12 protein-coding genes and 1 pseudogene are annotated in these 14,308 nt (G+C 60.7%); 5 read left to right on the top strand and 8 right to left on the bottom strand.

All coding sequences use genetic code 11. The annotated features are described in order from the left end of the window. Positions 1–35: 35 nt before the first annotated feature. The 5 genes from ntrX to dusB form a co-directional block, all read right to left on the bottom strand. Positions 36–1,409 carry a nitrogen assimilation response regulator NtrX gene (gene ntrX, locus ACZ5TH_RS04880; protein WP_449472322.1) on the bottom strand — a complete coding sequence of 458 codons (1,374 nt, stop codon included), beginning with the start codon at positions 1,407–1,409 and terminating at the stop codon, positions 36–38. After that, on the bottom strand, positions 1,399–3,651 hold the full coding sequence (locus tag ACZ5TH_RS04875) for a sensor histidine kinase (RefSeq protein WP_464794800.1): 2,253 nt from the start codon (positions 3,649–3,651) through the stop codon (positions 1,399–1,401). Before ACZ5TH_RS04875 ends, ntrX begins: the two co-directional genes overlap by 11 nt. 93 nt (positions 3,652–3,744) lie before the next feature. Beyond that, positions 3,745–5,187 carry a nitrogen regulation protein NR(I) gene (gene ntrC, locus ACZ5TH_RS04870; RefSeq protein ID WP_464794799.1) on the bottom strand — a complete coding sequence of 481 codons (1,443 nt, stop codon included), beginning with the start codon at positions 5,185–5,187 and terminating at the stop codon, positions 3,745–3,747. Continuing rightward, a complete protein-coding gene (locus ACZ5TH_RS04865) occupies positions 5,184–6,296 on the bottom strand; it encodes a two-component system sensor histidine kinase NtrB (protein ID WP_449472316.1) in 1,113 nt (370 codons plus the stop codon). Before ACZ5TH_RS04865 ends, ntrC begins: the two co-directional genes overlap by 4 nt. After that, positions 6,293–7,312 (bottom strand): tRNA dihydrouridine synthase DusB, encoded by a 1,020-nt coding sequence (gene dusB, locus ACZ5TH_RS04860; RefSeq protein ID WP_460988067.1) that lies wholly within the window; start codon positions 7,310–7,312, stop codon positions 6,293–6,295. Before dusB ends, ACZ5TH_RS04865 begins: the two co-directional genes overlap by 4 nt. A gap of 102 nt (positions 7,313–7,414) precedes the next feature. On the opposite strand from dusB, the gene ACZ5TH_RS04855 reads away from it, so the two are divergent. Both ACZ5TH_RS04855 and ACZ5TH_RS04850 read left to right on the top strand, forming a co-directional pair. Next, the gene (locus ACZ5TH_RS04855; protein WP_464794798.1) at positions 7,415–8,590 is read left to right on the top strand and encodes a bifunctional 2-C-methyl-D-erythritol 4-phosphate cytidylyltransferase/2-C-methyl-D-erythritol 2,4-cyclodiphosphate synthase; all 1,176 of its coding nucleotides are present in this window, start codon (positions 7,415–7,417) and stop codon (positions 8,588–8,590) included. Between the two features lie 4 nt (positions 8,591–8,594). Next, positions 8,595–9,107: a CinA family protein gene (locus tag ACZ5TH_RS04850; RefSeq protein ID WP_196226101.1), complete on the top strand. Its 513-nt coding sequence runs from the start codon at positions 8,595–8,597 to the stop codon at positions 9,105–9,107. Here the strand turns inward: ACZ5TH_RS04850 and ACZ5TH_RS04845 are convergent. Both ACZ5TH_RS04845 and lipA read right to left on the bottom strand, forming a co-directional pair. Beyond that, entirely contained in the window at positions 9,059–9,529 is a 471-nt protein-coding gene (locus tag ACZ5TH_RS04845; RefSeq protein WP_464794797.1) for a type II toxin-antitoxin system RatA family toxin, read from the bottom strand. The genes ACZ5TH_RS04850 and ACZ5TH_RS04845 overlap by 49 nt on opposite strands. Positions 9,530–9,533: 4 nt before the next feature. Further along, positions 9,534–10,491 (bottom strand): annotated as a pseudogene (lipA, locus tag ACZ5TH_RS04840) (lipoyl synthase). A 44-nt stretch (positions 10,492–10,535) separates the two neighbouring features. Between lipA and ACZ5TH_RS04835 the strand changes: the two are divergent. From ACZ5TH_RS04835 to ACZ5TH_RS04825, 3 genes are read left to right on the top strand one after another with little or no spacing between them, the layout of a single operon-like run. After that, complete coding sequence (locus ACZ5TH_RS04835; RefSeq protein WP_464794796.1) at positions 10,536–11,189, top strand: carbonic anhydrase; 654 nt, start codon at positions 10,536–10,538, stop codon at positions 11,187–11,189. Beyond that, positions 11,189–11,956 (top strand): NYN domain-containing protein, encoded by a 768-nt coding sequence (locus ACZ5TH_RS04830; protein WP_460988064.1) that lies wholly within the window; start codon positions 11,189–11,191, stop codon positions 11,954–11,956. The genes ACZ5TH_RS04835 and ACZ5TH_RS04830 overlap by 1 nt, the downstream gene beginning before the upstream one ends. Positions 11,957–11,958: 2 nt before the next feature. After that, a complete protein-coding gene (locus ACZ5TH_RS04825) occupies positions 11,959–12,237 on the top strand; it encodes an acylphosphatase (protein ID WP_464794795.1) in 279 nt (92 codons plus the stop codon). A gap of 344 nt (positions 12,238–12,581) precedes the next feature. Here ACZ5TH_RS04825 and ettA read toward each other — a convergent pair whose 3' ends face one another. Continuing rightward, positions 12,582–14,267 carry an energy-dependent translational throttle protein EttA gene (gene ettA, locus ACZ5TH_RS04820; RefSeq protein ID WP_449472309.1) on the bottom strand — a complete coding sequence of 562 codons (1,686 nt, stop codon included), beginning with the start codon at positions 14,265–14,267 and terminating at the stop codon, positions 12,582–12,584. Positions 14,268–14,308 lie beyond the last annotated feature (41 nt).

The raw sequence follows: 14,308 nt of genomic DNA, 5'->3' as shown, positions 1-14,308 counted from the left end.
CATGCCCCAGATGGGCTATCGTTCATCCCCTTGCATCAATTGTCTTTGCCGTCCGTGATCCCAAGCAGCTTGAGCTTGCGGTGCAATGCAGACCGTTCCATGCCGATGAATGTGGCCGTTCGGGATATGTTGCCGGAAAATCGCCTGATCTGGATACGCAGATATTCACGTTCAAAACTTTCCCGCGCTTCCCGCAACGGCGCCCCCATGATCGCGGACTGACCCATCCCTTCACCCGCGCCATTGCTCGAAAGTTCGCTAGGCAGCATGTCGAGCTCGATCCGGCCAATCCGCTCGCCCGGAGCGAGGATCATCGTTCGTTCGATGACGTTGCGCAGCTGGCGAACGTTGCCGGGCCATTCGTTCGCTTGAAGCGCGGCCATGGCATCACTGGCGATCTCGGGCGACGGCACCCGCCGTTCGGCCGCGAAACGTGCGAGATAATGCTCGACCAGCGGTGGTATGTCATCTCGCCGTTCCGACAAGGAAGGGATGATCAGGGGCACGACGTTGAGGCGATAGAACAAGTCTTCCCGGAACCGCCGTTCCTCAATTTCCGCCGCCAGGTCCCGCGCGGTCGAAGAGATGACGCGTACGTCCACCTTCACCTGCCGTTGCCCGCCCACGCGCGTGAAGCTCTGATCGGTCAGAACCCGCAATATCTTGCCCTGCGTCGTGACGGGCATGTCTGCGATCTCGTCAAGGTAAAGCGTGCCGCCATGCGCCTGCTCAAGATAGCCGGGACGCACAAGGCCGCTGGGGTCTTCGACGCCAAACAGCTCCTCTTCGACCCGGTCGGGGTCCATGCGCGCCGCCGCCACGACGATGAAGGGCGCGTCGGCCCTCCCGCTCCAGCTGTGAAGCATGCGCGCCGCGACTTCCTTGCCGACGCCCGCAGGACCCGAAATCAGAACCCGGCTGCCCGTTCCGGCGACCTTCTTTATCGTCGCTCTCACCGCATTGATCGCGGCTGAAGTGCCCGTCAGTTCGTCATCCTGTCCAAACCGGGCACGCAGGACCTGATTTTCCCGCCGTAATCTCTCGGTCTCGGTGGCGCGTGCGACCAGATGCAACAGCCGGTCGGCTTCGAATGGCTTTTCGATAAAGTCCGCCGCGCCCTTGCGGATCGCGGCCACGGCCGTGTCGATATTGCCATGACCTGAAATCATCAGCACCGGAATGGTCGCGTCGCGCTGCTTGATCACGTCCAGCAATTCAAGACCATCCAGGGTCGATCCCTGTAGCCAGACGTCCAGCAGGACCAGCGAAGGACGCCTGGTATCCAGCGCCTCGATCGCGCTGTCGCTGTTGGCAGCAGTGCGAGTGGTAAAGCCCTCATCCTCAAGCACGCCCGCGACCAGATCACGGATGTCCTCTTCATCATCGACTACCAGAATATCAAGCGCCATTGGCTGTCACTTTTCCCTTGGGCAATGCTACGACCTGCCCTTCTTCCAATTTCTCAAGAGCGGCAGTGGGGAAGCGCAACGTAACGCTCGTCCCTCCGCCTTCCGCATCTTCCAGGCGGATTTCGCCCATATGTTCCTCGACGATCTTCTTGACGATGGCGAGGCCCAGGCCCGTCCCCTTGCTGCGGGTCGTCATATAGGGTTCCAGCACCCTCTCCCGCTCCGGCGGAAGCCCAACCCCATCATCGCTGACGTTGATGAGCAAATTGCCGTCCTCCTGGCCGACCGTCATGCGAACATGACCACGGGCTCCGCCCTCGGCAGGTTCGGGCTTGGGTTCGATAGCCTCCACGGCATTTTTGACGATATTGGTCAGCGCTTGCCCAAGCTGTCGCCGGTCGCAGACAAGTTCCATATCATGAGGCCCACCACGGAATTCAAATTTGACGTCGGGATGCGCGACTTCGTGCAGGAACAAGGCATGACGGGCGATATCCGCAACAGCCTCGCGGCGGAACACAGGTTTGGGCATCCGGGCGAACGAGGAGAATTCATCCACGATCCGCCGCAGATCGCCTACCTGCCTGACGATGGTCCCGGTCAGGCGTGTGAAGGTCGCCTTGTCGCTTGTCACTTCCTCGGCATAGCGGCGCTGCAAGCGCTCTGCCGCGAGCTGGATAGGCGTCAGCGGGTTCTTGATTTCATGCGCGATCCGACGGGCCACGTCGGACCATGCGGCTCGCCGCTGATCGGACAATTGCTGCGTGATGTCGTCGAACGTCAGGATATGGCGCGATGCGTCTTCGGACACTTTGACCGCCAAGGTCCGCATTTCGCCATGCGCGCGCGTCTGCACGATCCCCGCCCCCTCCTCCGAAGCAATGAGAGCCGCCAGTTCCGGCGAAACGGCGCTCAGCGGTCGCCCTACCGGATCATCGCCGTCCTTCACCAGAATAGCGGCGGCCGAACTGTTGAGAAGCAGGATCACCCCTTCCCTGTCCACCGACAACACGCCTGCGGAAACGCCTGACAGGATGGCTTCGATGAAGGCGCGACGTTCATCCAACTGGCTGTTCGCGGCGACGAGCGCGCCTGTCTGCGCCTCCAGCCTCTGGGTCATCCTGTTGAATGCAGATGCGAGCGTTCCGATTTCATCGCGGGACTGCGGGCTGGTGACACGGGCGGACAAATCACCTGCCGTCACCCGCCGGGCGGCGGTCACCAACTCGTTCACTGGGCGAACCATCCAGTCCGCAACCGCCAACGCGATATAGACCGCTATACCGACCAGCAGAAGCGATCCTACGAACAGAGCGACGTTAAATCGCAGCTGAAGCGCGCGTGATTGGGCAGCGAAGATATCGTAGTCGGACAGGACCTTCTGCGCGCGCTCCACATTGCTGAACGCGGTCGAACCGGAATCCCGAGTGGCATAAAGATAGATTTTCGCGCCGGGGTAGAGCAGCGTCACCGCCTGAATCTGGTTTGGCTTTGCTGCAACAACCACATTTTCGCCTGCCTCCAGTCTCTTGATGACATCAGGCGACAGCATTTCTGAGGCAGGTCGGCTATCCGGGTCGACCGTCGCAGCGGTGCGAGCCACGCCATCCTTGCCCACCTCGATGATTGCCGAACGATTGAGTTTTCGCGTGACGACCTGGTAGATATAGCCTTCGGCGAAGCGCGGGCTCGATACTTTCGACTGGCCGAGATAATCCCGCAAGTCGCTCGCCATGGTGACCGTTTCGTCCCCCACCTCGCGAAGATTCTGCTCATAATAGCCGCGCGCGAGGTCGCTGGCATTTTGCAACATCCCGCGCGCGCTGTCCGAAAACCAGAATTGCACGCCATATTGGAACAACAGCGAGGCAAAGATGACGACCAGCAACATCGGGACGCTGGCTACGATCGAGAAGATGGCCACCAACCTGACGTGAAGTTGCCCGTCGCTGCCTATCGCGGACTGGGCGGCGCGGCGCTTCGCGACCCGGCGTCCAAGCAGCACGAGAAGCGCGATCGCCGGAACCAGATTTCCCACCAGCAGCAACGCGACGATCGGCGGCGTAAGCAGCGTGTATGACTGCCCCTGGCCTGACAACAGGAAATAGGTGATGCCCGCCGTTCCAAGGAACAGCATCAGCGTAACGGCCTCCACCAGCGGAGCGAGATGACGTCGAAGGAAGGGCGGAAAATATCTCTTCCATGCCCGACCTCGCGTGGAGAGAGTCACTGCACCTTCCATAGTGGCTTTCTTACAACAACGCCGTGCCTGATCAAACACAGTATTTGGGACAGATTGTCCCTTGGCCGAACACCTGTGTCGTTTCGTCCCGGCTCAGTCCGACACGCGCAGTTGCAGCGGGTCCAAACCATAGTCGGTCAACTTCTTGCGCAATGTGTTACGGTTGATCCCCAGCAACCCGGCCGCCCGGATCTGGTTACCATCCACGCTCGCCAGCGTTTCCTGCAACAGGATCGGTTCGACGACCGCCAGCATATCATCATGCAGATTGCGGTTGGGCTGTCCGATGCCGATCCCCAACTGCCGCTTTGCCCATTCGCGCACGGCCAGGACCAATTGATCGGCGGGCGCGGCATAATCCGGAGGCACAAGGTCCAGCGGCAAGCTGTTGCGCAACACCTCCCCCGCGATCACGGTCTCACGGCTCAGCACCGCCAGCCTCTGCATCAGGTTCTGAAGCTCACGCACATTGCCCGGCCAATGATAGGCCATCAGCAATTGCGCGGCATCGTCCGACAGCGTTTTTCGGGGCAGCCCCTCCTGCGCGGCGCGTTCCAGGAAATGCTTTGCGAGCAGGATCACATCCTCCCGCCGCTCGCGCAACGCAGGCAAGGGGATGGGCACGACATTCAGCCGGTAATAAAGATCTTCCCGGAACCTGTTTTCCTCGATCAGCTTGGGAAGGTCCTTGTTCGTCGCCGCAACGATGCGGACATTCACCCGCACCGGCTTCGATCCACCGACCGTGGTCACCTCACCTGATTGCAAGACTCGCAGCAGGCGCGTCTGCGCCTCCATCGGCATGTCGCCAATCTCGTCTAGGAATAGGGTTCCGCCCTGCGCCTGCTCGAACTTCCCGGCGGTCCGGACATTGGCTCCCGTAAACGCGCCCTTCTCATAACCGAACAGTTCGGCCTCGATCAGTTCGCGTGGAATCGCCGCCATGTTGATGGCGACAAATGGCTTGGTCCGGCGCTGCCCCAGCCCATGGATTGCTTCGGCGACAAGTTCCTTGCCCGTGCCCGACTCTCCCAGCACCAGGATGCTAAGATCGTTGGACAATACCCGCGCGATCGTCCGGTAAACCTCCTGCATGGCAGGGGACCGGCCAACGAGAGGCAGTCCGTCGTGGGGAAGGCCATCTTCCTGATTGCCCTCCTCGGCCTTGTTCATGCCAAGGGCATCACCAACCGCCCGCGCTAATTCATTGAGGTCGAACGGCTTGGGGAGATATTCGAAGGCCCCCTTCTCCGTGGCGCGGATCGCCGTGTTCAATGTGTTCTGTGCCGACAATATGATCACGCTCAGGTCTGGCCTGCGCTCCAGGATCTCCGCGACGCCGTCCAGACCATCGCCATCCGGCAGCATGACGTCAGTTATGAGCACATCCGGCGCGAAACTGTCGATCAGGGCGCTACGCTCCCGAATGGACGACGCGGTCTTTACCTTATGCCCCTGCCGACGCAGCGCTTCCCCGACCACCATGCAAATGGCGGGATCGTCATCGACGACCAATATCGACCCCGTGGTCGTCATGCTCCCATCCCCATGGGAAGCAGGATTCGGAACGTCGATTCGCCCGCGTCTGGATCGCGTGAATATTGGACGAACCCATTCATGTCCCGCACCAGCTTGTCGACCAGCGCCAGCCCCAGCCCCTGCCCATCGCGCTTGCCCGTGATGAAGGGGTTGAAGAGGTGATCTAATATATGTTCCGGCACGCCCGGCCCATTATCGATGACCAGTATCTCGATCGGCAGTACCGCGCTGCCCTTTCCATCGCCCAGCACGACCGACACGCCATGGCGGAACGCGGTTTCAACGCGGATGCAGGGCTCTTCGACTTCATCCAGCGCCTCGGCGGCATTTTTCAGCAGGTTGAGCATGATCTGCACAAGCGCATCGTCATTGATGACGGCAAATGGCAATGATGGATCGTAACGTTTTATGATCCTGATATTTCTTGCAAAACCGGCAGCGGCGATGTTTGCCGCCCGATCGATCATGGGATAGATGTTGCCCGGTCGGCATTCCAGCCTGTGATCGGTCGTGAAATCCTGCATACGGTCGATCAGGGCGGCGATCCGGTCGACCTCATTGCAGATCAGCTGGGTCAGCACGGCGTCGCGTCCATCGTTGCCGGACTCCAGAAGCTGCGCCGCGCCACGGATGCCCGACAGCGGATTCTTGATCTCATGGGCCAATATGGCCGCGGCGCCCATGGCCGATCGCGCGCCGCCTGGGGTGCCACGATGACCTATTTGCCGCGCATGGCTTTGAGCGTGAATCGACACCACCCGCCACCCTTCATGGTCGACAATCGGGGCGATCATCAGATCGACTTCCATCTCAGCCGTTCGCCCCGCATGCACCTTGACGTCATAGGCGGCGATCGGCTTGCTGCTATGCCAAATGTCGAAGCGCGAACTCGCATCCGCCATGCGAACCGTGCGCGTGACGTCACTTCCCACGATCGCGGATCGCGCCATGTTGAGCAGAGTTTCCGCCCGGACATTCGCATCGGCAATGCTGTTGTCCGGCGCTACGATCAATGTCGCCACGGGGAGTGCGATCATCAATTCCGACGGTGATGGTACATCCTGCTGCATCGGGGGCGGCGGGATGGTGCTTAGTGGCATCGTCATGCCGCCTTGCGCGTCTCGATCGCTCCGTCCTGTGCAATCAGCGGTTCGTAAAAGCGCGCCAGCATATCAAGCACCACGTCGCCATCCGGCTCCTGATTGACAGCGTTACGAAACTCCGCCGATCCGGTGAGCCCCTTGGTATACCAACCGATATGCTTGCGAGCCATGTTGACGCCCGTCAGGCCGTCATAATGCTCGATCATCGCACGATAATGCTCTGTTATCAGCTGATATTGCTCGGCTAGCGAAGGATCGGGAAGGCGCTGCCCTGTGCGGAACCAGTGCATCACTTGTCCGATCAGCCAGGGCCGCCCATAAGCGCCCCGGCCAATCATAACGCCGTCCGCGCCGCTCTGCTCCAGCGCCGTTTCCGCATCTTCGATCGAGCAGATGTCTCCGTTGACGATCACGGGCAACGACACTGCATCCTTCACATTCCGCACGAACGCCCAATCGGCGCTACCCTTGTACATCTGGCAACGGGTCCGCCCATGCACAGTGATCATCTTCGCACCCAGATCCTGCGCAATCCGCGCCAGTTCAGGGGCATTCAGGCTGGCATGATCCCACCCCATGCGCATCTTGACGGTCACGGGAACATCGACGGCCTTCACCGTCGCATCGATCAACGCGGCGGCCAGAGGCAGGTCGCGCATCAGAGCGCTACCGGCGTCGCCATTCACCACCTTCTTGACCGGACAACCCATATTGATGTCGATGATCGCCGCGCCACGATCGGCATTCAGCTTCGCCGCTTCGGCCATCTCCTGCGGTGAGCAGCCCGCAAGCTGCATCGACACCGGCTCTTCCACCGGATGCCACGCCGCTTTCTGCAAAGACTGCCGCGTCTCGCGGATCATCGCCGCGCTCGCGATCATCTCCGTCACGTTCAGACCCGATCCGTAACGGCGGACCAAAGTGCGGAACGGCATATCCGTGACGCCAGTCATCGGCGCCAGGATTACGGGCATGTCGATCGTCACCGGACCGACGGAGATGGGGGAAATTATGCGCATCACCAGCTTTGCCTAAAAAACAGGCAGCCCTTAGCGGAAAAGCGGCGATGCGGCAAGCAAGCCGTCTGGCGGAGCGATCCGCCGTTCGCTACACGCGCTGCGATGACAAGGAGCAATCACAGGGTCGCCGCGCTGGTGCTCGCCGCCGGACAGGGCAGTCGCGCCGGGGGCGATACACCCAAGCAATTTCGTCACTTGGGGGGCAAGGCCATCATCGCCCACTCCGTTCAGGCGCTGGCGGCTCATCCGCTAGTCGGTGCGGTCTACTTGGTCGTCGGCGCCGGGCAGGAGGAAACAGTCCGATCCCTGATTGACGAGGATCAGGTCACGTCCATCGTCCAGGGTGCGGACAGCCGCCGCGGATCGGTTCGTGCCGGGCTTGAGGCTATCGCTGCCGCCGGTGGTGCCGACAGGGTGTTGATCCACGATGCTGCCCGCCCTTTCCTGTCCGCTTCCATGATCGATCAACTACTGGCCGCGCTCGACTTCGCGCCGGGCGCCATCCCCGCCCTGCCCGTTGCTGACACATTGGTAAGGTCAGCGGGCGACCTCGCAGGCGACATTGTCGACCGATCAGCGCTGTTCCGCGTGCAAACCCCACAAGCATTTCACTTCGACGCCATCCTCGCCGCGCATCGCGATTGGGACGATGGGCGCGAAGCCACCGATGATGCCCAGATGCTGCGACACGCGGGCCATGACGTCACTCTGGTTCCCGGCGACGAAAGGCTGGAAAAATTGACCTACCCCCAGGATTTCATCCGGGCCGAAGCGCTTCTGGCATCACAGCGAACGACCCGCGTCGGCATGGGCTATGATGTGCACCGGTTCGCTGTGGATGAGGAGCTTTGGCTTTGCGGCGTTCAGGTCCCCCATGAAAAGGGACTGGCGGGGCACAGCGATGCGGATGTTGCGATCCACGCGATCGTCGATGCCATGCTCGGCGCTCTTGCCGAAGGGGACATCGGCAGTCACTTCCCCCCGTCAGATCCACAATGGCGCGGTGCGGCATCCTCCCGATTCCTCGAATATGCCGGGGAACGCGTAACATCCCGGGGCGGCCGCATCGATCATATCGACGTCACGATCATCTGTGAGGCTCCGAAGATCGGCCCCCATCGCGATGCAATGCGCCAGCGCATCAGCGAACTGTTAGCCATCCCCCTTGACCGGGTAAGCGTGAAGGCCACCACCACCGAACGCCTGGGCTTTGCCGGACGCCGCGAAGGCATCGCTGCACAAGCCGTTGCAACCATCTCCCTCCCCGCGCTATTCTGACCCCATGCCAGATCGCATCCTCCCCGCCCCGTTGGTTGACCTCGCCGAGCGAGTCATCATCGCCAATCGCCGCGCTGGCCGCACCATCGCCGTTGCGGAAAGCTGCACCGGCGGTCTTGTGTCCGCTGCTCTTACCGAAATCGCCGGGTCTTCGGAGGTCTTTGAAGCGGGATTCATCACCTATTCCAATGACATGAAGAATGAGCTGCTGAAGGTTTCTCAGGATGTATTGGAAACCTTCGGGGCCGTTTCCATCGCCACCGCTTGGGCAATGGCGCAGGGCGCTCTCACCAAAAGCCACGCCAATGTAGCCGTTGCCATCACGGGCATCGCTGGTCCCGGCGGCGGATCAGAGCAAAAACCGGTGGGCACCGTCGTTTTCGCCCGCGCCGAACGCGGCGGCAACCCGGACAAGGTCGTCGCTGATATGCGACATTTCGAAGATAGCGGCCGGGGCGGCGTGCGCCTTCAGGCGGCGCTTTGCGCGCTTGAGCTTCTGCTGCCTGAGTCGCCGTAAAGTTCAGCCGCTCGCGTTTCGAACGCCCCGATCATCTTGCGCAGCGCCTTGTCGAACATTTGCCCGGCGATCATCTCGAACAGCCGATTCTTGAACTCAAATTCCACCTCGAAATCGACAAGGACGCCGCCCTTCCCGTCATCGCGGAACCGCCACAGGTTGTGCAGATGCTTGAGCGGGCCTTCCAGATAGTCCACGCGCACGAAATCAGGCCGATGCTTGTGCACGCGCGACGTAAAGCTTTCCTTGATGCCTTTGAAGCCGACGATCATGTCAGCGACCATCTCCGAATCACTGTCCTGACGAACGCGTATCGCGCTGATCCACGGCAGGAATTCAGGATAGGACGCCACATTCGAAACAAGGTCGAACATCTGGTCAGGCGTGTAGGGAAGTGGCCTTGTTTCGTGATGCTTCGGCATGTTTTCAGCGCGCTGCCCGTGCCAACTGAGCTTCACGCGCCGCCCGCATCTCGGCGAAGTCCTTGCCCGCATGATAGCTGGAACGGGTCAACGGGCTCGATGCCACCTGCAAAAAGCCCTTGGCGCGCGCGATCCCTGCATAGGCATTGAATGCCGCGGGGGTCACGAACTCCATCACCTTGGCATGCTTTGGCGTAGGTTGCAGATATTGTCCCATGGTCAGGAAATCGATGTCGGCCGAACGCATGTCGTCCATCACCTGATGGACCTCCAGACGCTCTTCACCCAGGCCCAGCATGATCCCCGACTTGGTGAAGATCGACGGGTCCAGCTTCTTCACCGTCTCCAGCAACCGCAGCGACGCGTAGTAGCGGGCACCGGGGCGAATCGTCGGATACAGACGGGGCACCGTCTCAAGGTTGTGATTATAGACATCCGGCCGCGCAGCCACGATCATCTCGACTGCGCGTTCATGCTTGTTCCGGAAGTCCGGGGTCAAAATCTCGATCGTCGTATCCGGAGTCGTCCGCCGCAACGCTTCGATCACCTTCACGAACTGCGAAGCGCCGCCATCAGGCAGATCGTCGCGATCGACGGAGGTGATGACAATATGCTCCAGCCCCATTTCCGCGCAGGCGTCGGCCAGGTTCTGCGGCTCGTTCGGATCAACCTTGCGCGGCATGCCGGTCTTGACGTTGCAGAAGGCGCAGGCCCGCGTGCACACGTCGCCCAGGATCATCACGGTCGCATGCTTTTTGGTCCAGCATTCCCCGATATTCGGGCAAGCCGCCTCTTCGCAGACCGTGGCCAGCCCCTTTTCCCGCATCAGCTTTCGGGTTTCGTTATAGCCCGGGCTCGTCGGCGCCTTCACCCTGATCCAATCGGGCTTGCGCGCACGTTGCGGAGTGGCTTGCACAGGTAGCGGAGCGGTGTCTGTCATGCGCCATCAAATAGCGATGCATGCCCACTCTTGCCAGCCCCCAGATTGTTGGGCAGAGACTTGGGCATGACCGACTTTTCCGACATGCTCGAAGGCTATCGCCGCTTCCGCAACACCGGCTGGACTCAACAGCGTGGCCGATGGGATGAATTGAGCGAAGGGCAGAGCCCTCGCGTCATGGTCATCGCCTGCTCCGACAGCCGAGTCGATCCGGCGCAGATCTTCGACACCAGCCCCGGCGAAATATTCGTGGTCCGCAATGTGGCCGCGCTCGTGCCCCCCTTTGAAACCAATCCGGGCCATCATGGCGTTTCGGCCGCGCTGGAGTTCGCCGTGCAAGTTCTCAAGGTCGGCGAAATCGTCGTCATGGGCCACGGCAAGTGCGGCGGCTGCAAGGCGGCCCTCAGCCAGGAATTGAAGGACGCCCCTCCCGGAGAAGGGGGCTTCATCCATAACTGGATCGACATGCTTGATGGCGCGCGGGAAAAGGTCGTCGAACGCTTCGGCGATGATCACGGCCGCGACGCGCATCGCGCCATGGAGCAGGAAGGGGTCAAGGTCAGCCTTGCCAACCTTCGCACTTTCCCCTGCGTCCGCACCAAGGAACGCAATGGCGAATTGAAGTTGGTCGGCGCATTCTTTGCCATTGCAGACGGGCAGCTTCATCTGCTGGATGAAGTGACCGGAGAATTCCATCCGGCGGCGCTGGAATCGGCCTGATGCCCTCGGCGATCCCCAGCGGCAATGTCGCCCTGTTGATCGACGCAGACAACGCCTCCGCCGACCATTTCGACCCGGTGCTGACTGTTCTCGCAGAGCTGGGAACAGTCAACATCCGCCGCGCCTACGGCAATTGGAGCAAGCCTTCGCTAAAGGGCTGGGCGCGGCAGGCTGTGACCCAGGCCATCGAAACGCAGCAGCAATTCGACCTCACCAAGGGGAAGAATGCGACCGATATGAAGATGACGATCGACGCCATGGACCTGATGGCGGGCGGCCGGGTCACGGGCTTTGGCCTCATGTCGAGCGACAGCGATTTCACGCCTTTGGTGACGCGTATCCGTCAGGAAGGGATCGACGTCTATGGCTTCGGTTCGGACAAGACTCCCGAGGGCTTCCGCCGGGCCTGCACCCGCTTCATCGACGTAGCCGCGCTAGCCCGCTCTCTGACGGCATCGGCGTCCGAAGCGATGCCGGAACCGACGCCGCTCGACGTCTCGACCAAAGCCGCCGCGCCAGCCAGGAATGAATACAAGAAGGTGGATGATGAAGTCATCCGCCTCCTGATAGAAGCCTATGATGCGGCCAAGCGCGATGAGAAAGGCTTCGCCGCGCTGGGACCAGTCGGGCAACGCGTCGGCAACCGATCCAGCTTCGATGTGCGCAATTACGGTTTCAAGCGCCTGTCGGACCTGGTGCAGGCGATCCCCAATTTCATCACGGAAACGCGGGCAGACGGCCAGACCTGGATCAAACGGGTTCACTGACGATGGTCGTCGCCCGGCATCTCATGATCCTTGGTCGGGTGCAGGGGGTGTTTTACCGCAACTGGGCAAAACAGACCGCTACCGAGTTGGGCTTGGCCGGATGGGTCCGCAATCGTCTGGACGGCAGCGTCGAAGCGGTGATCGAAGGCGCCGATGATGCCGTAGAACGGTTCACGGCCTTGGCGGCTGAAGGCCCACCGGCGGCCCAAGTGTTCCGCGTCGACGTGGCCGACATGCCTGTCGAAGGCTTGAAGTCGTTCGAAAAAAAGTCAACCTGTTAGGGCCGATCTACCCTCTCAAACCGTTCGCCCTGAGCTTGTCGAAGGGCTCTACTTCCTTTTAAAGCGCGACCCTTCGGCTGTTTGCAACAAACGCCCAGGTGAGCTGGCCTCGCTTTCCAAATGTGAACCGATTGAGTGACCCAAACAAATTCAAGGAGCCATTCACTCGCCCCTCGACCAAAAAAATGGCCGACCCAATCGGGCCGGCCTGAAAGTTTTAGGAGAGGATGCCTGAAAGGCCTCTCCGATATGTGGTTCGCACCTTCATTGTGCAAGTGCGAAGGGCGAAGATATCGTTGCGCTGAATGCAATCACCCCTCACCCGACGCGCCGCACAACTTCCGTCAGCGCGTGAGTTTCTTGTAAGCCAGGCTGGTCGGCCGGTCGGCGGCATCACCCAGCCTCCGCCGCTTGTCTTCTTCATACATTTCGAAGTTGCCCTCGAACCACTCAACATGGCTGTTGCCTTCGAAAGCAAGAATGTGCGTGGCAAGGCGATCGAGAAAGAAGCGATCGTGGCTGATGACCACGGCGCAGCCCGCGAAGTTTTCGATCGCCTCTTCCAGCGCAGCCAGCGTTTCGACGTCAAGGTCGTTGGTCGGTTCGTCGAGCAGCAGCACGTTGCCGCCCTTCTTCAGCATCTTGGCCATATGCACGCGATTGCGCTCACCGCCAGACAGCTTGCCGACATTCTTCTGCTGGTCCTGCCCCTTGAAGTTGAAGGCGCCGACATAGGCCCGCGTCGACATGTCGTGGCCATTGACCTTCACATAATCAAGGCCGTCCGACACTTCTTCCCAGACGTTCTTTGATGGGTCCAGATGATCACGGCTTTGGTCGACATAGCCCAGGCGGACGGTCGAACCGATGTCGACCTCACCCAAATCCGGCGTCTCCTGACCAGTGAGGATGCGGAACAGCGTGGACTTACCCGCACCGTTCGGCCCGATAACGCCAACGATGCCGCCGGGCGGCAGAGTGAAGGACAGGTCCTCGAACAGCAGCTTGTCGCCATAGGCTTTTGAGATGTTCTTCGCCTCGATGACCTTGCCACCCAGTCGCTCCGGCACCTGGATAACGATCTGCGCCTTGCCGGGCGTGCGGCTTTCCTGGCTGGCGACCAGTTGTTCGAACTTGGCGATACGCGCCTTCGACTTGGTCTGGCGCCCCTTCGGCCCCTGCCGGATCCACTCCAGCTCGTCCTTGATCGCCTTCTGGCGGCCCGATTCCTCGCGCGATTCCTGCTCCAGACGCTTCGACTTCTTTTCAAGATAGGTCGAATAATTGCCCTCGTACGGGAAGTATTTTCCGCGATCGAGTTCCAGAATCCAACCCACGACATTGTCGAGGAAGTAGCGATCGTGGGTGATCATCAGCACCGCACCCGCATATTCCTTGAGGTGGTTTTCCAGCCACTCCACGCTCTCCGCGTCAAGATGGTTGGTCGGTTCGTCGAGCAGCAGAATGTCCGGCTTCTGGATCAGCAGGCGGGTCAGCGCGATACGGCGCTTTTCACCGCCCGACAGGCTCTCCACCGACCAGTCCGACGGCGGGCAGCGCAGGGCCTCCATCGCGATCTCAAGCTGATTGTCGAGCGTCCAGCCATCGACCGCGTCGATCTGCTCCTGCAACTCGCCCATCTCGGCCATCAGAGCGTCGAAATCGGCGTCTTCCGGCGGATCGGCCATGATCATGCTGATCTCGTTGAACCGGTCGAGCTTGTCCGCGACTTCCCGCGCGCCGTCCTTCACATTCTCAAGCACATTCTTGGCGGGGTCGAGTTGCGGCTCCTGCGCCAGATATCCCACGGTGATGTTCTCACCCGGCCATGCCTCACCGCTATAATCCGTGTCGATGCCCGCCATGATCTTGATCAACGTCGATTTACCGACGCCGTTGGGACCGACGATGCCGATCTTGGCACCGCGATAAAATTGCAGGTTGATACCGTTCAGCACCGGCTTTGGCGCGCCGGGGAAGGTCTTGGTCATGTTCTTCATGACGAAGGCGTATTGCGAGGAGGCGGACATGGCTTGAAGACGCTCCGAAGGACGAATGAGGTAAAATCGCG

This window comes from Sphingobium sp. TomTYG73 (assembly GCF_055394245.1).
The sequence above is the reverse complement of the archived record's forward strand: the minus strand, read 5'-3'. Positions and strand labels throughout refer to the sequence as shown.